This is a genomic window from Streptomyces sp. MS06, from assembly GCF_047200655.1.
GTDB lineage: Bacteria > Actinomycetota > Actinomycetes > Streptomycetales > Streptomycetaceae > Streptomyces.
The window spans coordinates 36566-52897 of sequence record NZ_JBJZOJ010000005.1 but is presented as its reverse complement, the minus strand read 5'-3'; the positions used below and the strand labels follow the sequence as shown (position 1 = coordinate 52897).

General features: G+C 73.8%; 16 protein-coding genes. 7 read left to right on the top strand and 9 right to left on the bottom strand.

Annotation, left to right across the window (positions count from 1 at the left end; genetic code table 11):
- Positions 1 to 107: 107 nt before the first annotated feature.
- A complete protein-coding gene (locus tag ACL02U_RS04080; RefSeq protein WP_412789217.1) occupies positions 108 to 1460 on the bottom strand; it encodes a chloride channel protein in 1353 nt (450 codons plus the stop codon).
- A gap of 490 nt (positions 1461 to 1950) precedes the next feature.
- Between ACL02U_RS04080 and ACL02U_RS04075 the strand changes: the two genes are divergently transcribed.
- On the top strand, positions 1951 to 3471 hold the full coding sequence (locus ACL02U_RS04075) for a catalase (protein WP_412789216.1): 1521 nt from the start codon (positions 1951 to 1953) through the stop codon (positions 3469 to 3471).
- 123 nt (positions 3472 to 3594) lie between these two features.
- On the opposite strand, the gene ACL02U_RS04070 is transcribed toward ACL02U_RS04075, so the two are convergent.
- A complete protein-coding gene (locus ACL02U_RS04070; protein ID WP_412789215.1) occupies positions 3595 to 4878 on the bottom strand; it encodes an MFS transporter in 1284 nt (427 codons plus the stop codon).
- Between the two features lie 193 nt (positions 4879 to 5071).
- Complete coding sequence (locus ACL02U_RS04065; RefSeq protein WP_412789214.1) at positions 5072 to 5773, bottom strand: ArsR/SmtB family transcription factor; 702 nt, start codon at positions 5771 to 5773, stop codon at positions 5072 to 5074.
- A 137-nt stretch (positions 5774 to 5910) separates the two neighbouring features.
- Between ACL02U_RS04065 and ACL02U_RS04060 the strand changes: the two genes are divergently transcribed.
- Positions 5911 to 6177 carry a hypothetical protein gene (locus ACL02U_RS04060; RefSeq protein WP_412789213.1) on the top strand — a complete coding sequence of 89 codons (267 nt, stop codon included), beginning with the start codon at positions 5911 to 5913 and terminating at the stop codon, positions 6175 to 6177.
- Positions 6162 to 7496, top strand: a complete 1335-nt coding sequence (locus ACL02U_RS04055) for an MFS transporter (protein ID WP_412789212.1) — start codon at positions 6162 to 6164, stop codon at positions 7494 to 7496. The genes ACL02U_RS04060 and ACL02U_RS04055 overlap by 16 nt, the downstream gene beginning before the upstream one ends.
- Before the next feature lie 39 nt (positions 7497 to 7535).
- On the opposite strand, the gene ACL02U_RS04050 is transcribed toward ACL02U_RS04055, so the two are convergent.
- Positions 7536 to 7715 carry a hypothetical protein gene (locus ACL02U_RS04050; protein ID WP_412789211.1) on the bottom strand — a complete coding sequence of 60 codons (180 nt, stop codon included), beginning with the start codon at positions 7713 to 7715 and terminating at the stop codon, positions 7536 to 7538.
- 229 nt (positions 7716 to 7944) lie between these two features.
- Here ACL02U_RS04050 and ACL02U_RS04045 point away from each other — a divergent pair, with 229 nt between their 5' ends.
- Both ACL02U_RS04045 and ACL02U_RS04040 read left to right on the top strand, forming a co-directional pair.
- Positions 7945 to 8370, top strand: a complete 426-nt coding sequence (locus ACL02U_RS04045) for an STAS domain-containing protein (protein ID WP_412789210.1) — start codon at positions 7945 to 7947, stop codon at positions 8368 to 8370.
- Between the two features lie 357 nt (positions 8371 to 8727).
- Positions 8728 to 9573: a SigB/SigF/SigG family RNA polymerase sigma factor gene (locus ACL02U_RS04040; RefSeq protein ID WP_412789209.1), complete on the top strand. Its 846-nt coding sequence runs from the start codon at positions 8728 to 8730 to the stop codon at positions 9571 to 9573.
- A gap of 213 nt (positions 9574 to 9786) precedes the next feature.
- On the opposite strand, the gene ACL02U_RS04035 is transcribed toward ACL02U_RS04040, so the two are convergent.
- On the bottom strand, positions 9787 to 10218 hold the full coding sequence (locus tag ACL02U_RS04035) for a response regulator (protein WP_412789208.1): 432 nt from the start codon (positions 10216 to 10218) through the stop codon (positions 9787 to 9789).
- 3 nt (positions 10219 to 10221) lie between these two features.
- Positions 10222 to 10590 carry a hypothetical protein gene (locus tag ACL02U_RS04030; protein ID WP_412789207.1) on the bottom strand — a complete coding sequence of 123 codons (369 nt, stop codon included), beginning with the start codon at positions 10588 to 10590 and terminating at the stop codon, positions 10222 to 10224.
- A 122-nt stretch (positions 10591 to 10712) separates the two neighbouring features.
- Here ACL02U_RS04030 and ACL02U_RS04025 point away from each other — a divergent pair, with 122 nt between their 5' ends.
- Together ACL02U_RS04025 and ACL02U_RS04020 are read left to right on the top strand one after the other, a co-directional pair.
- Positions 10713 to 12290 carry a sensor histidine kinase gene (locus tag ACL02U_RS04025; RefSeq protein ID WP_412789206.1) on the top strand — a complete coding sequence of 526 codons (1578 nt, stop codon included), beginning with the start codon at positions 10713 to 10715 and terminating at the stop codon, positions 12288 to 12290.
- A complete protein-coding gene (locus tag ACL02U_RS04020; protein ID WP_412789205.1) occupies positions 12287 to 13498 on the top strand; it encodes a PP2C family protein-serine/threonine phosphatase in 1212 nt (403 codons plus the stop codon). The genes ACL02U_RS04025 and ACL02U_RS04020 overlap by 4 nt, the downstream gene beginning before the upstream one ends.
- Before the next feature lie 49 nt (positions 13499 to 13547).
- Here ACL02U_RS04020 and ACL02U_RS04015 read toward each other — a convergent pair whose 3' ends face one another.
- The 3 genes from ACL02U_RS04015 to ACL02U_RS04005 all read right to left on the bottom strand — a co-directional run bounded on the left by ACL02U_RS04015 (position 13548) and on the right by ACL02U_RS04005 (position 16293).
- Positions 13548 to 13994: an ATP-binding protein gene (locus ACL02U_RS04015; RefSeq protein ID WP_412789204.1), complete on the bottom strand. Its 447-nt coding sequence runs from the start codon at positions 13992 to 13994 to the stop codon at positions 13548 to 13550.
- Positions 13995 to 14206: 212 nt separating this feature from the next.
- Positions 14207 to 15610, bottom strand: coding sequence for a sensor histidine kinase (locus ACL02U_RS04010; protein ID WP_412789203.1), 1404 nt, complete (start codon positions 15608 to 15610; stop codon positions 14207 to 14209).
- Positions 15607 to 16293: a response regulator transcription factor gene (locus ACL02U_RS04005; protein ID WP_412789202.1), complete on the bottom strand. Its 687-nt coding sequence runs from the start codon at positions 16291 to 16293 to the stop codon at positions 15607 to 15609. The genes ACL02U_RS04010 and ACL02U_RS04005 overlap by 4 nt, the downstream gene beginning before the upstream one ends.
- Positions 16294 to 16332: the final 39 nt, after the last annotated feature.

Below are 16332 nucleotides of genomic sequence, written 5' to 3'. Positions count from 1 at the left end.
CTGCGTCCGGCCTTCGGTTACCGCCTGCCCTGCGTCCGGCTCCTCCGTCCTTCCTCCCGCCCCCGGGCCGGCCGCTCCTCTCGCCCCGCCCCGCTTCCGCCTTCCCGTCAGGGGCGTGCGGCGCCGGTCCGGTCGCCGGTGTCGCGCTGCGGCAGAAGCTGGGCGGTGACGAAGGCGACCACGGACGCCGTGACGATCAGCGGCATCTGCTCGTGCGCGTCGGACCCGAGCAGCAGCACGGTCAGGACCGAGCTGCTCAGCGGCAGCCCGGTGATCACCGTTGCGCCCGCGGCGATCCCGAGGGCGAGGCCCGGCGTCGTCCCCAGCCCGGGCAGCCCCGAGCAGGCGATGCCGACCGCCGCGCCGAGCAGAGTCGCGGGAAAGATGGGTCCGCCGCGCAGTGCGCCCAGACACAGCGACCAGGCGAGTCCCTTGCACGCCACCAGCGCGACGAGCGCGGCGATCGACCAGGTGCCCGGGTGCCCGGCAAGCTGGGCGAGCGTCTTCTGCCCGGACAGTGCGGCCTCCTCGGGGTTGCGGCCGGTCAGCAGGGCGTACGCGGTGAGGCAGCCCCCGACGGCCAGGGCGACACCGACGGTGCGCACGGCCGTGTGCTCACGCGTGGCGCGGGCGGTGCGCCGGCCCAGCGACCGGGCCCCGGCGACGAGAACCGCGATGAGTGCGGAGGCGGGAACCCCCCACAGGAAGTCACCCGCGTCGGGCAGGACGTTCGGCGGCAGCTCGGGCAGCGTCAGCGCGCCGATCGACAGGCCGGTCCAGTGACCGAACCCGGTGAACACCACCGCTCCGGCGGCGCTGGTCAGCAGGCAGGGCAGCAGCAGCATGACGAGCCGGCTGCCGCCGAACCCGGCGCCCTCGACGACCAGCACGGCGGCCGTCACCGGACCGCCCAGAATGGTGGAGATGGCCGCGGTCGATCCGGCGGCGCCGAGCAGCTTGCCGGCCTGCGAGTCCGGTGCCTGCCGCATCGCCCGGGCGGCGAGCAGCGCCAGGCCGCTGCCCAACGCCATCAGCGGCGCCTCCGGGCCGAGGACGACTCCGAGCGGGAGGGTGGTCAGCGCGGACACGACCACGCCGGGCAGCGCCTCGGGGCCCAGGGACGGGCCGCCCAGGCCGTTCACCGGAAGATGCCCGCCGCCGCCCGGAAGCCGGGTGATGATCGGCGCGGCGATCAACCCGGCGAGGAGCAGCGCGGGCATCGGCCACCACCAGGGCGCCCGGTCGTAGCCGACGGCCTCCGGCAGCGCCTCCCACACTCCGCGCTGCACGCCGTGCTGCAGACTGACGAAGAAGAAGCTGGCCAGCGCGATCAGCACGCCGAGCAGGAGGCAGAGCAGCAGCAGGCGCCGGTAGCCGGGCCTGTGCAGGACCTCGCGCGCCGCGGGCGCGCCGTCGGGCGTCGGGTCCTCGGCCCCCGGGGAGGGCTCGGCGCTGGTCAAGGTCGCTCCGTAGCGGATCGTCGGATCGCGGGCCGGTCCGGCCTGCCGGCCGGTCAGGTCCGGCCGGTGTGCACCGGTTCCGCGGGGGCGTGGGCGGTCCGCGCCACCTCCCCGCCGGTACCGGGCCCGCTCGGCCGTCACCTCAGTGAAGTGCGATCCGGCTGCTCGCGCATGCCGGACCGCGGCGGCGGCGCCGTCGATTCACACCAACGGTCCCCGGGAGGGGCGGGAAGCCCGCCGCAGGTGTACCGGTGTGGTGAGGAGGATTTCCGCGATACGGGCTTTTCGCGCCGCAACCGGTGTTTGGTGCGGCCGTCCGGGGTCACGCGGCCAGGGCACGGCCGCACGGTGCCGGAGGACCGGCAGCGGGCCGCTCCGGCGCGTCCGTGCGGCACAGGGGTCCGGGCGGACGGCTCCGGCCCGGGTCGGCCTTCCGGCCCGGTGGCGGAGGCGGCCCGTCCGTCGCGGCCGCGTGACGAAAGGCAGAGGCATGACCGAGATCCGACCCGCCACCACCACCGACTCGGGCGCCCCGGCGGAGAGCGACGAGCATTCGCTCACCGTCGGCCCCGGTGGGCCCGTCCTGCTGCAGGACGCCTACCTCATCGAGCAGATGGCGCAGTTCAACCGGGAACGCATCCCGGAACGCCAGCCGCATGCCAAGGGCAGCGGGGCCTTCGGCCGCTTCGAGGTGACCGAGGACGTCAGCGCGTACACCAGGGCGGCCGTCTTCCAGCCGGGCACCCGGACAGACCTGGTGATCCGCTTCTCCACGGTGGCCGGCGAGCGCGGCAGCCCGGACACCTGGCGCGACCCGCGTGGCTTCGCGGTGAAGTTCTACACCAGCGAAGGCAACTACGACATGGTCGGCAACAACACGCCGGTGTTCTTCATGAAGGACCCGATGAAGTTCCAGCACTTCATCCGGTCGCAGAAGCGCCGCGCGGACAACAACCTGCGCGACCACGACATGCAGTGGGACTTCTGGACCCTGTCCCCGGAATCCGCCCACCAGGTCACCTGGCTGATGGGCGACCGCGGCATCCCCCGCACCTGGCGCCACATGAACGGCTACTCCTCCCACACCTACATGTGGATCAACGCGCAGGGCGAGCGGTTCTGGGTGAAGTACCACTTCAAGACCGACCAGGGCATCGAGTGCTTCACCCAGCACGAGGCCGACCAGATGGCCGCGGCCGACACCGACTACCACACCCGCGACCTCTTCGAGCACATCCGCGACGGGGAGTTCCCCAGCTGGACTCTCCACGTGCAGGTCATGCCGTACGAGGACGCGGCGGGCTACCGCTTCAACCCGTTCGACCTGACCAAGGTGTGGCCGCACGGCGACTACCCGCTCATCCCGGTCGGACGGATGACGCTCGACCGCAACCCGACCGACAACCACGCCGAGATCGAGCAGGCGGCCTTCCAGCCCAACAACCTGGTGCCCGGTATCGGGCCCAGCCCGGACCGCATGCTGCTGGCCAGGCTGTTCTCCTACGCGGACGCCCACCGCCACCGCATCGGCGGCAACTACCAGCAGCTCCCGGTGAACGCGCCCGTCGTCGACGTCCACACGTACTCCAAGGACGGCGCGATGGCCTACCGCAGGACGACCGACCCGGTGTACGCGCCCAACTCCAAGGGCGGCCCCGCGGCCGACGCCGACCGCTGGGGAAGGACGCCCGGCTGGGAGGCCGACGGCGAGATCACCCGCGCGGCCTACGTCGACCACGCCGAGGACGACGACTGGGGGCAGGCGGGCACCATGGTGCGCGAGGTCCTCGACGACGCCGCACGCGACCGCCTGGTCGACAACGTCGTCGGGCACCTCCTCAACGGTGTCACCGAGCCCGTCCTCGCACGCGCCTTCGCCTACTGGACCCACATCGACGAGGGCATCGGCAAGCGCATCGAGGAGGGCGTGCGGGCCAAGTCCGACGAGAAGGACCCCAAGGCGGCCGAACAGGGCAACCCCGCGCGCCGCGACATGCAGCACAAGGCCTGACGAGGACCGCGGCACGCGGAGTCCGCGACGACCCCGTACCCGGACGCGCCCCGGTCCGGGACCGCCCCCCGGGGCCCTTTCACGGCCGCCGGATGGTGGACCCGCCCGGGCGGACGGGCGACGCTAACTCCGCGACGCGCCCCGGGCCCGCTGCCGGTACGCGGTGGCGGCGATCGCGGGCAGCAGGGCCAGGGCGAGGGCGCCGCAGGCGAGGGCGAGGGCGGGGTAGCCGGCGGCGGCGACCACGATGCCGGAGGCCATCCCGCCGGTGGCACCGGCGACGGCGACGGAGACGTCGACCACGCCCTGGGTCCGGGCGCGGGTGGCGAGCGGGACGCGGTCGGTGATGATCGCGGTGCCGGACACCAGGCCGAGGTTCCAGCCGAGGCCGAGGAGCGCGAGCGCCAGGGCGAGCAGTCCCACCGAGTCGCCGGGGGCTGCCGCGCCGAGGATGCCGGAGGCGAGCAGGGTGGTCCCGGAAGCGGCCGCGATCCTGAGGCCGCCGTACCGGTCGACGAGCCAGCCGGTCAACGGCGAGGGCAGGTACATGGCGCCGATGTGGCAGGCGATGACGGCACCGGAGGCGGCGGTGGAGTGGCCGTGGTCGTGCATCTGCACCGGCGTCATCGTCATGACCGCGACCATGACGAGCTGGCTGAGGACCATGACCAGCGCGCCGAGGACCACACCGCCCGGAGCGCGCCGGGCGCCGGTGGCGTCCGCCGCCGGGCCGGCGGCCGGGGGCGGCGCGGCCTGCGCGCGTGCGCGTGCCGTGAGCAGCGGATCGGGACGCAGCCGGAGGGCGAGGACGAGTGCGGCGAGGCCGTAGGCCGCCCCGGACAGGAGGAAGGGCCCGGCGAGAGCCGGGATGCCCAGGTGTTCGGCGAGGACGCCGGTCGGTGCGGCGAGGTTCGGGCCGGCGACGCCGCCGAGCGTGGTGGCGACGAGCACGGTGGAGACGGCTCGCGCCCGGTGGCCGGGTCGGGCGAGATCGGCCCCGGCGTAGCGGGCCTGGAGGTTGGTCGCCGAGCCCGCCCCGTAGACGAACAGGGCGACGAACAGCAGCACCGGGCTGCCGAGGACGGCGGCGGTGAGGACGCCTGCCGATCCGACGGCGCCGGTGAGGTATCCGGCGGCCAGACCGGTGCGGCGGCCCCGGGACTGGGAGACCCGGCCGACGACGACGGCGGTGAACGCCGAACCGGCCGTGAGCAGGGCGCTGGGCAGTCCGGCCAGGCCCGTGGTGCCGAGCATGTCCTGGGCGAGCAGGGCGCCCACGACGACGCCGGCGGCCAGGCCCGCACCGCTGAGCAGTTGGGAGGCGACCAGTACGCGCAGGATGTGGCGTTGCGCCGGGTCGGGTACCGGTATGGATGCCTTCGCACGGGTGGCTGCGGCGCTGGTCATGGTGCTCCGGGGGCTGGTGGGACGGCGCGGACGGACGAGGTGCGGTCGGGGGCGGGGCTGCGTCAGGAACGGGGCGGACGTGGACCGGCCCGGAGCGGGACGGCCGGCCGCGGCGGGGCCGGGGCCGCGGCTCCGGAGTCCCGGACCCGCGGGCGGACGGGGCGGGCGCGCGGATCCCGGGGGAGGCCGCCGCTCACGCCGTGTCCCCTGCGCGCACCGGCCGCTCGGCCAGACGCCACTCCAGCATGCCGTCGCTGAGCCGGACCGCCCGCCGGCCCGCTGCCGCCAGCAGCCGGACCGCCCGGTGGGCGAGGGCGCAGTACGCGCCGCGGCAGTAGACCACGACCTCGGCGTCCTCCGGCAGCTCACCGAGGCGCTGGGCCAGTTCCTCCAGAGGGATGCCGACCGCGCCGGGGATGTGCCCGGCGCGGTACTCCTCGGCGGGCCGGACGTCGAGGACCGTCACACGGCCCGCCTCGACCCGGGCCCGCAGCTCCTCCTGGGAGACCTCCGAGGCGGTGTCCGTGCCCAGGTAGGCGTCCCGCGCGGAGGAGACCGCCGCCTGGTGGCGGTCCGCGACCCGGCGCAGCAGAACGAAGAGCCGGGCGACGTCGTCCCCCGCGAGCCGGTAGTGGATCCGCACCCCCTCGCGGCGGGTGGCGACGAACCCGGCCTGCTTCAGCGTCTGCAGATGCGCCGACGCGGTCGTCAGGTTCAGTCCGGCCGCCCTCGCCAGCGCGTCCACGGTGCGCTCGCCCTGGGACAGCAGGTCGAGCAGTTCCAGACGCTTCCCGCTGGCCAGCGCCTTCCCGCTGGCGGCGAACGCGTCGTAGAGGGCCGCCTTGGCGCCGCTCTCGGCGGCGTTCCGGGTGATGTCCCGCACAGGTTCCTCCAATAATCCATGGAGTACTGTAGCCGAGTGGGTCGGCGGTGTGCCGGCCGGTGGCGCCGGGCGCGGGGGCGTGCGGCCCGCGGCCTCCCCGTCCGGCGCCCGCCCAGCTCGCAGTAGGACCGCGCCGCCGGAAGGACGACATGACGGGTTCCCACGATCACCGGACGGCGCCGGCCGGCGTGCGGCCGCCGGCGGCCGCAGGCACCGTGGACTCCGCAGGCACCGTGGACTCCGCAGGCACCGTGGACTCCGCAGGCACCGTGGACTCCGCAGGCACCGTGGACTCCGCACGCACCGTGGACTCCGCAGGCACCGTGGACTCCGCACGCCGCGGTCGGCCGGTCCGGCACATCCGGCACCTGCGGGGCGCCTGCTCCGGCGAGGGCGCGCAGTGCCACCGCTCGTGAGGACCGGCGCCGCCGACCGGCCGACCGACGGGCCCGGCAGGCCCGCACGTGCCGGCGGCAGCCCCGTTCGCCTCGGCCTGCGGGAGAACCGGCTGCAGTTCACCCTGCTGCTCGTCGTCAACGTCTGCGTCGGCGGCCTCGTCGGCCTGGAACGCACCACCGTCCCGCTCATCGGCTCCGAGACGTTCGGCCTGACGAGCGATCTGGCGGTCTTCTCCTTCATCATCGTGTTCGGCCTCACCAAGGCCTTCACCAACCTCGCCGCCGGGGCGCTCACCGCCCGCTTCCGCCGCAGACAACTCCTGGTGGCGGGCTGGCTGATCGGCGTGCCCGTCCCCTTCGCGCTCGCCTGGGCGCCCTCCTGGGGCTGGATCGTCGCGGCCAACGTCCTGCTCGGCCTCAACCAGGGCCTGACCTGGTCGATGACCGTGAACATGAAGATCGACCTGGTCGGGCCCGCCCGGCGCGGACTGGCGACCGGGCTCAACGAGGCGGCCGGCTACACCGCCGTCGGCGCCACCGCCCTGCTCACCGGCTTTCTGGCCACCAGCCACGGGCTGCGTCCGGTCCCCGAACTCGTCGGTGTCGTCTTCCTCGCCGCCGGTCTCGCCCTCGCCCTGGTCGTGCGCGACACCGCGGCCCACGTCGCCCTGGAACTCGCCCGCCACCCCCAGCCCCTGCCCACCGGCGAGAGCAGCGCCCCGGGGGCCGTCTTCGCCCGTACCTCCTGGCGCCACCGCTCCCTGCGCGGCGCCAGCCAGGCAGGCCTGGTCAACAACCTCAACGACGGCCTCACCTGGGGCGTCTTCCCACTCCTCTTCACCGAACACGGTCTGGGCCTGGCCGCCGTCGGCCTCATCAAGGGCCTCTACCCCGTCCTGTGGGGCATCGGCCAGATCCCCACCGGGCACCTCGCCGACCGCGTCGGCCGCAAACCCCTCATCGTCGCCGGCATGCTCGTGCAGGCCGCCGGACTCGTCCTCGCCCTCGCCCTGCTGGACCGCCCGATGCTCGCCGGAACGCTGTCCGCCGTCACGCTCGGAGTCGGCACCGCCATGGTGTACCCGGCCCTGATGGCCTCCGTCTCCGACCACGCGCACCCCGCCTGGCGGGCCAACGCCCTCGGCACCTACCGCTTCTGGCGAGACATCGGCTACGCGGTGGGCGCACTCGTCGCGGGCGTCCTGGCGGACACCCTCGGCCTGAACGCCACCGTCCTGGCCGCCGCCGTCCTCACCGCGGGTTCCGGCCTGCTCGCCGCCCGCTGGATCACCGAACGCACGACACCCGGACACACCACCCACCACACGGCGCCCTGACACCGGCCGTCTCCCGGACCCGGTCCACCTGCGGGACGATCACCCGGTGGACGGCCATCCGATGAAGTGCGGACCGACGACGTTCCGGCGCACGTGCTCGAGGGCCGGGTGCAGATCGCCGGCCGCGTGCAGACGCAGCCGGAGCATGCCGGTGAGCCGCCCGGTGGCCCCGCGCCCGAGGCCGGGCACCGTGTACTGCGGGGTCAGGTCCTGCGTCATGCCCCACCTCGGTGTGCAGGGGCGGGTGCCTGGCTGCAGCGCCCCGGTTGCCCCGGTTCGCACAGGTCAGACATGCACCGCGGGAGACGATCAGTCCCGGGCTGCGGTCGGGGCGCCGCCGCGGGCGCGCTGCCGGCCCCCGCCCGGCGCCGCCGCGGGCTTGCGGTGGCCCCAGGGAGGCCTTGAATGGAAGGAGGCGGCCCCTGCGACTGTGGAGAGAGGGGTGGTCATGCGCACGAACGTCTTCCGTAACGAGCGTATCGCCGTCAGTTACGACGTGATGAACGGCTGGACCGTGGTCGAGGTCGACGGCGAGGTCGACGCGGCGACCCAGCCCCGGATCCGCGAGGCGGTGACCGGGCTGATCGGCGCCGGGCACCGGCATTTCGTCCTGGACCTGTGCTTCGTCCCGTTCCTCGACTCGACCGCACTCGGCGCCGTGGTGGCGATCACCAAGAGGATCAGGGAACACGGGGGCTCCCTGTGCATCGCCTGCCGCTCGCCCCGGATGCTCAAGGTCTTCCAGTACGGCGGCCTGCGCGACGTCTACGACTTCTACAGCTCACCCCAGGAGGCGACGGGGCAGGCGCCGTCGGCCCTGGGCCAGGTGCGCTCCTCCGGCGGCCGGGGAGTCCCGGACGAACCCGGCGGCTGAGGGCGCCGCGCGTCCCGGCGGCCGGCACGGCGGGCGCCGTCCTGGCAGGGCGCGGGGTGTGATGCGCTCTGTGATCGTCTTCGTCATTCCGGTGGCCGCCACCGCGGCCGAAGCGGCCGCGGTGGCGGCCACCCCCGGCGAACCGGCTTCCTCTCCGCTCCGGCTTCCCCTCCCTGCTGCGAGAGCCTCGTTTCGCCTCCGCGAGCGGGAGGTGCCCGCGTCCCGGCCTGAAGGCACCTGAAGGCGGGGGGTGTCGCGAAGGGGCCATCCGATGAATGGCGGTCGCCTACCGGGGTATCCGGGTGTCTGCCGGGGCGACGCGCCGGCGAGGACGAGACCCACTGACGGGAAAGGTGCATGATGCCGACGACGACCGTGCAGACCGCCGAGCAGACGGTGGACGTTCCGGAGATCGCCGACCCCTCCAAGGTCGCCCCGAGGGACGCGCGGGAGTTGTCCAGGGCCTTCTTCGACCAGCTGGCGGTGCTGGAGGAGGGCACCCCCGAGTACCAGTACGCGCGGAACACGCTGATCGAGATGAACATGTCCCTCGTGCGCTACGCGGCCGGCCGGTTCCGCTCCCGGGGACCCCAGGAGATGGAGGACATCGTCCAGGTCGGCATGATCGGGCTGATCAAGGCGATCGACCGGTTCGAGCTGACCCGTGAGGTCGAGTTCACCTCGTTCGCCGTTCCGTACATCGTCGGCGAGATCAAACGGTTCTTCCGCGACACCTCCTGGGCCGTGCACGTGCCGCGCCGCCTCCAGGAAGCCCGCGTCCAACTCGCCCGTGCCAACGAGGAACTGCGCAGCCGGCTGGGCCGGGCGCCGACGACCGCGGAGCTCTCCGAGCTGATGAGCCTCGCGGAGAACGAGGTCGTCGAGGCGCAACTGGCCGCCAACGGCTACACGTCGGCCTCGCTGGACGCCACGATCAACGGCAGCGAGGAGGGCGAGGCCGCGCTGGCCGACTTCATCGGCGACGACGACACGGCCCTCGGCAGGGTCGAGGACTTCCAGGCCCTCGCCCCCATGATCGCGGAGTTGGGCGAGCGCGACCGCAGGATCATCCACTGGCGGTTCGTGGAGGAACTGACCCAGGCCCAGATCGGTGAACGTCTGGGCGTCTCCCAGATGCACGTCTCCCGGCTGCTGTCCCGCCTGCTGTCCCGGCTGCGTGAAGGCATGCTCGGCACGGGCTGACCGTGCGCTGAGCCGGAGCCGGAGCCGGTGCCCGGCCAGCCGGGCGACCGTAGTCGGTTCCGAGCCGGGGCCACCGGCTCCTGCTCCCGGCTCCTGCTCCCGGCTCCTGCTCCCGGCTCCTGCTCCCGGCTCCTGCTCCCGGCTCCTGCTCCCGGCTCCTGCTCCCGGCTCCCGCTCCCGGCTCCCGCTCCCGGTCGATGGCCGGGGAAGTCCCTACTCCCTGGGGAGCTTGACGGCGATGTCGAGGTAGAAGGAATCGATGCTGCGGACCGCCGCCTCGAACTCCTCCAGGTTGACGGGCTTGGTCACGTAGGCGTTGGCGTGGTGCTGGTAGGCGCCGGTCACGTCGTCCGGAGCCGCGGAGGTGGTCAGCACGACGACCGGGATGGTCCGCAGGTCCGGGTCCTCCTTCACCACCGCGAGGAACTCCCGTCCGTTCATGCGCGGCATGTTGAGGTCCAGCACGATCAGGTCGGGCCGGTCGTTGCCCGGGTCGCGCAGGTGGTCCAGGGCCTCCATGCCGTCGGAGACCTGGGTGAGGTTGCGGGCACCCCGCTCGGCGAGGGCGTCCTGGATGAGCATCGCGTCAGCGACATCGTCCTCGACCAGAAGCACGTCGTAGGGGCGGGTTGCGGCGGCGGCCATGAGTCACGGGCTCCGGTGTGTAGGGCGATGAGTGTGGGGGTGTGCGCCGTTGGTGATCAGCCCGGGCCAGCGGCGCCGGGCTCCTTGGCGGCTCATGCCGACGGCCCGGCCGATCTCGGGGTAGCCGGCTCCGCTCGCGGCGGCACTGCGGGCGGCCTGGTCCTCCAGACTGCGGACCGCCTGCTTGACATGGACCAGGACCCGAAGGCGCAGCAGAGCACGCCGCCGGGACTCGTCGCCCGTGTCGTCCGGTTCCGCCGGCGGTCGGGTGCCGTCCTGCGTCAACCGCCGGGCGAGTTCGTCCACCACCTGGATCACCAGAGCGGTCGTCTCTCCGCCGGTCGGTCGGGAAGGAGGTGGCGAACCAGGCATGGCACCACCCTAGAGCGTTGATCGGTGACGGGACAACATACGTTGTCGGGCCGTGGGTACAGTGTGCTTGCCGCGCGCCCCGGCGCGGTCCGGCGACCGGCAGAGGAGAGAAGTCCGACCCGATGACTAGCAGAGCGTCAGACACCGTGGGCGCGTTCGCGGGCTGGACCACTCGTCGCTGGCTACGGGCCGGAGTGGCCGGCACGCTGGTCGTCCTGGCCGTCCTCGGATCGCTGGGCGGCTGGGCCATGTGGCGTGCCTCGCAGATCACCGACCTGCTCGTGGAGCAGCGTTCTCCGGCCCTGATCGAGTCGATCCGGGTGCAGGAGGCGCTGGTCAACCAGGAGACCGGCATCCGCGGTTACATCCTGACCGGCCGGCAGGACTTCCTCCGGCCCTATACGCAGGGCCTGGCCGACGAGAAGGCGGCGCTCGCGCGGCTGCGGCCCGACCTCGACGGCGACCGCCGGGCCCTCGCCGACCTCGCCGAGGTCGAGAAGCGAGCCGACACCTGGCAGGACCGTCTCGCGCGCCCCGTCTCGGCGGCCTCCCCCGAGCAGGCCGGGAGGATCGCCACGGCGCGGGCCGCCGAGGCCAAGGCCGCCTTCGACGCGCTGCGCGCCTCACTGACCCGCCAGCAGGCCCGTCTGACCGACGAACGGGCCCTGGCCACCCGCGACCTGCACCGCGCCGTGACCCTGCGCAACTGGATGTTCGCCGTCATCGCGGCCGTGATCGTCCTGGTCGCGATGCTCGTCTTCGAGGGTCTGCGGCGCGGTGTCACCGGTCCGCTCAACCGGCTCGGCTCGGCCGCCCGCGAGGTCGCGCAGGGCGGCTTCGACCGTTCCCTCACCGGTACCGGTCCGGCGGACCTGCGCCAACTGGCCGGCGACGTGGACTCCATGCGGCTGCGGCTGGTGGAGGAACTGCGCTTCAGCGAGGCGGCGCGCAGCCTCGTGGACGAGCAGGCCGAGGACCTGAAGCGCTCGAACGCCGAACTGGAGCAGTTCGCCTACGTCGCCTCGCACGACCTGCAGGAGCCGCTGCGCAAGGTGTCCAGTTTCACCCAGCTCCTGCAGCGCCGCTACGGCGGGCAACTGGACGACCGGGCCGACCAGTACATCGCCTTCGCCGTCGACGGCGCCAACCGCATGCAGAGCCTGATCAACGACCTGCTGGCCTTCTCCCGCGTCGGCCGCGTCCACAACGAGCAGCGGACCGTGGACCTGGCGGAGGTGCTGCGCGCAACCCTGGACGACCTCGGCATCGGCATCGAGGAGTCCGGCGCCGAGATCACGCACGACGAACTCCCCACCGTCCTGGGGGACCGGACCCAGCTGGGCATGCTGTGGCAGAACCTGCTGTCCAACGCGGTCAAGTTCCGCAGCCCCGACCGGCCGCCCCGGATCCACATCGGCGCCGAGTCCGACGGCGGCACCTGGGAGTTCACCGTCACCGACAACGGCATCGGCATCGCCGAGGAGTTCCGGGAGAAGGTCTTCATCCTGTTCCAGCGACTGCACACCAAGGACGCCTACCCGGGTACCGGCATCGGCCTGGCGATGTGCAAGAAGGTCGTGGAGTTCCACGGCGGCACCATCACGATCGACCCCGAGCAGCAGCCGGGCACCCGGGTGGTCTTCACCCTTCCCGTCCTCGCGGCCGCGCCTGCGGCCCCGGACAGAGAGGCACTGACGTGACCCCTCCCCCCGCAGGCCGCGCCGAGCGGATCGACGTGCTGCTGGTGGAGGACGACGACGGGGACGCCCTGCTGGTCGAGGAACTCCTCCGCGACACAGACCTGCCGTACGCCCTGACCCGGTGCCGCACGGCCGCCGACGCCCGCCGCGCACTGGCCGCCGGACCCGTCGGCTGCGTCCTGCTCGACCTGCACCTGCCCGACGCGTCCGGGGTGGAGACGGTCCAGGCCATGCAGGCGACCACGCACGCCGCCATCATCGTCCTGACCGGCCTGGACGAACCCCGGGCCGGGGTGGACGCGCTGGCCGCCGGTGCCCAGGACTACCTGGTGAAGGGCAAGGTGGAACCGGAGCTGATGCAGCGCGCGGTCCGCTACGCGGTCCAGCGCAAGCAGGCCGAGCGCGCCAACGCCGCCCTCCAGATCGGGCGCCTGCGCGCGGAGGAGAACGCGCGCCTGGAACGAGGCCTGCTGCCCGAGCCGTTGCTCTCCTCCACCTCCGTGACCGCCTCCAGCCGCTACTACCCCGGGCGCTCCCAGGCCCTGCTGGGCGGCGACTTCCTCGACGTCGTCCAGACCGACGACGGCCGGGTCCACGCCGTCATCGGCGACGTCAGCGGCCACGGACCGGATGCCGCCGCGCTCGGTGTGTGCCTGCGCATCGCCTGGCGCGCCCTCACGCTCGGCGGCCACCGCGACCAGCACCTGCTGCACCTGCTGGAGCAGATCCACATAGCCGAACGCGAGGGCAGCGACCTCTTCACCACCTGCACCCTCATCACCCTGGACCCGCAGGCGGCAACCCTCACGCTGCACCTCGCCGGGCACCACGAGCCCCTCATCGTCACCCCGGAGGGCACCGAGCAGGTCAGCGCCGCGCACGGCATCGCGCTGGGTATCGCACCGGGACACGGCAAGTGGCCCGCCACCACGCTCGCCCTGCCCGCCACCGGCGCGCTCCTCGCCTACACCGACGGCCTGATAGAGGGCTTCGCGGACGGCACGGGCGCCCGGCTCGGCGTGGAGGGCCTGCTGCACATCATCGGCACCCTGCGCACGCCCGACCCCGGAACCCACCTCGACCAGCTCATCGCGCGCACCCGCGCACTCAACGCGGACCGCCACACCGACGACCTCGCCGTCCTCCGGCTGGACTGGAACTCGGAGGTGCCGGCGTCCGCCGCCACGGCCTGGCACACCACACCGTGAACGAGTGCCGTGCGGGTGCCGGCCGGCGGACGACGCCCGCACGGCAGGTCTACCAGGCCACGGGCAGGCGCAGTTCGGCGGTGACCTGCTTGCCGTCGTCCAGCGGGACGGTGTGGAACCGCTCGCAGATCCGGGCGATCAGGTGCAGGCCGTGTCCCCCGATGCGGTGCGGATCGGGAACCAGCAGGTGCGGCTGCCGGGGCGAGCCGTCGCGGACGCTGATCCGCAGCAACCCGCTCCCGGGGACGACCTCCAGCAGGAGCCGGCCGGGTCCGGGGGCGTGCCGCAGCGCGTTGGTGACGAGTTCGCTGACGACCAACTGGGCGTCCTGGCTCGGTCGTCGGTCGGGCGGGTGGCCCGCCCTGAGGAGCAGGTCGCGTACGGCGCCCCTGGCGTCGGCGAGGGATGTCCCCTCGCTGCCCCAGACGGCGGCCCGGCGCAGCATTCCTGCAGGGTCGTTCCCATCCGTCGCCTCGTTCCTCAGCGGGATGACCATGGTTCGTCCTGTGCGGTGAGATCGGCTTTCCGGCAACTGATCGTCTGTGCCTCCCTGAATCCGCTTACCCGCTGCGGCCGCACTCAAGGGGTGCCCGGTTCGCCGTACGTCTGCGCCGCCCCCGCCCTCGCCCGTGCCCCCGCCCGTGCCCCCGCCCGTGCCCCCGCCCGTGCCCCGGCTGGTCGGCCCACCGGCGGGTCCCGAGGGAGTCGTCAGTCCGGCCGCCGCCCGGCGGGGAGCGTGACGGTGAAGCAGGCGCCGCCCTCGGGGCCGTGGCCCTGCACGGCGATGCTCCCGTGCAGCAGCCCGGCCAGGCGGTGGGCGATGGCGAGGCCGAGTCCGCTGCCGACCGGACGGACCTCGCGGTAGCGTGCGTTGAGCGCTCCGCTGACGAAGGCGACGCGGACGTCGTCCTCGGTGAGGCCGGGGCCCGAGTCGCGCACCTGGAGGGTGGCCGCGTGCAGCCGGGGGTCCGTCCCGACGGCGATGACCAGCGGCCGGTCGGGAGGCGTCACGCGCAGCGCGTTCTGCACCAGCCCGTCGAGCAGTTGGCGCACCCGGAACGCGTCGGTGTCGACGACCACGGCGCCCGGTGCGGCGTCCGGTGTCTCGATCCGCAGGTCGACGCCGTGCCTGGCGCAGGGGGCGGACCAGAACGCGGCGGCCCGCTCGACCAGGTCGACCAGGTCGGTCGGTGCGATGTCGAGCCGGAAGTCGTCCGCGTCCAGCCGGGCCAGGGCCAGCAGATCGCTGAGGAAGCGGTCCAGCCGCGCGGTCTCCGCGGCCAGCGTTCCGCCGACCTCCGCCGACTGCTCCGGTTCGATCAGCCCGTCGGCCAGCGCCTCCGCGTAGCCCTGGAGCGCCGTGAGCGGGGTGCGCATCTCGTGCGACACCGACTGCAGGAACTCGCGCTGCCGGTTCTCACTGTGGGCGAGCGCCCGGTCGAGCGTGTTGAGCGCCGCGCCGATCTCCGCCGCCTCGCGCGGACCGCCGACGGGCGCGTGCACGCCGCGTTCGCCGTCGGCGAGGCGGTGCGCGGCGCGGGCCGCGGCGACGAGCGGGCGGGCCGTGCGGCGGGCCAGCAGCGCCCCGGCCAGGGCGGCGCCCAGCGTGCCGAACGCGAGCGGCCAGACGACGTTGCGGCGCACCCGGTCGGTCTCCCGGGCGACGACGGTGTACGGCTCGGTCAGCACGACCGCGCCGCCCCGCGCGTCGGGGTGGCCGACGAGGAGGACCCGCCGGCCACCGAGGATGCCGGTGGTGCTGACGGTTCGGCCGGCGAGCAGGGCGGCCCTGGACGCCGTGCCGATCGCCGGGGTCGCGGTGCCCGTCGCGGTGCCGTCGGGTGCGAGGACCGCGAGTCGTTCGCCGTTGGGCCCGGCAAGTGCCTGGGAGCCGCTGAACAGCAGCGGCGACAGGACCGGCAGCCGGCTGAGGACCGTCGCCTGGCGCATCAGCTGGTCCCGCTCGCGCTGCTCCGCGCCGCTCGCGGCGGTCTGCCAGGCGATGAGCCCGGTCAGTGCCGCCGCGAGGGCGGCGACGACCGTGGTCAGCAGGACCAGGGTGCGGGCCAGGGAACCGCGGCGGGAGCCGCTCCGGGCCCCGGCGCCGGTCATGTACCGGGTTCCCGGGCGCTGTAGCCGACACCGCGCACGGTGCGGATCGGGCTGGCGTCGCCGAGCTTGGCCCGGAGCTGGGAGACGAAGACGTCGACCATCCTGGTGTCGCGGTAGCCGGGGTACCCCCACACCTGGGCGAGCAGCTGGTCGCGCGTGTGGACGCGGCCCGGGTGGCGCAGCAGGTGGGCGAGGAGGTTGAACTCGGTGGCCGTCAGCTCGACCGGCGCGCCGTCGACCCGGACGGTGCGGGTCCGCCGGTCGAGGCTGAGCCGGCCGAGGGTGTCCACCGCCGCTCCCGGCGGGCCGGCGCTGCGCCGCAGCACGGTCTTCACCCGCGCGACCAGCTCACGCGGGGAGAACGGCTTGGCGAGGTAGTCGTCCGCGCCGAGCTCCAGGCCGAGGATCCGGTCCGGCTCCTCGCCCCGCGCGGTCACCAGCAGGACCGGCGTCCAGTCGTCGGCGTCGCGCAGGGCCCGGCAGAAGGCGATCCCGTCCATCGTCGGCAGGCCGATGTCCAGCACGATCGCCACCGGCCGCATCCGCCGCGCGGCCTGCAGCCCGGCGGCTCCGTCGGCTTCGACGTGCACGCCGAAGCCCTCGCGGACCAGATAGCGGCGCTGCACGTCCGCGATGGCCGGTTCGTCCTCGACGACCAGCACGAGCCCTCTCGCCGCGGTCACCCGAGCCCTCCCGCTGCGGTCACCGGCACCTCTTCCCAC

Bases quoted from the DNA above. Each gene is read 5' to 3' on its own strand.
- ACL02U_RS04040 (WP_412789209.1), top strand. From the start codon at position 8,728: ATGATGCCGACGACGACCGTGCAGACCGCCGAGCAGACGGTGGACGTT.
- ACL02U_RS04035 (WP_412789208.1), bottom strand. From the start codon at position 10,218: ATGGCCGCCGCCGCAACCCGCCCCTACGACGTGCTTCTGGTCGAGGAC.
- ACL02U_RS04075 (WP_412789216.1), top strand. From the start codon at position 1,951: ATGACCGAGATCCGACCCGCCACCACCACCGACTCGGGCGCCCCGGCG.
- ACL02U_RS04010 (WP_412789203.1), bottom strand. From the start codon at position 15,610: ATGACCGGCGCCGGGGCCCGGAGCGGCTCCCGCCGCGGTTCCCTGGCC.
- ACL02U_RS04060 (WP_412789213.1), top strand. From the start codon at position 5,911: ATGACGGGTTCCCACGATCACCGGACGGCGCCGGCCGGCGTGCGGCCG.
- ACL02U_RS04070 (WP_412789215.1), bottom strand. From the start codon at position 4,878: ATGACCAGCGCCGCAGCCACCCGTGCGAAGGCATCCATACCGGTACCC.
- ACL02U_RS04045 (WP_412789210.1), top strand. From the start codon at position 7,945: ATGCGCACGAACGTCTTCCGTAACGAGCGTATCGCCGTCAGTTACGAC.
- ACL02U_RS04030 (WP_412789207.1), bottom strand. From the start codon at position 10,590: ATGCCTGGTTCGCCACCTCCTTCCCGACCGACCGGCGGAGAGACGACC.
- ACL02U_RS04025 (WP_412789206.1), top strand. From the start codon at position 10,713: ATGACTAGCAGAGCGTCAGACACCGTGGGCGCGTTCGCGGGCTGGACC.
- ACL02U_RS04050 (WP_412789211.1), bottom strand. From the start codon at position 7,715: ATGACGCAGGACCTGACCCCGCAGTACACGGTGCCCGGCCTCGGGCGC.
- ACL02U_RS04015 (WP_412789204.1), bottom strand. From the start codon at position 13,994: ATGGTCATCCCGCTGAGGAACGAGGCGACGGATGGGAACGACCCTGCA.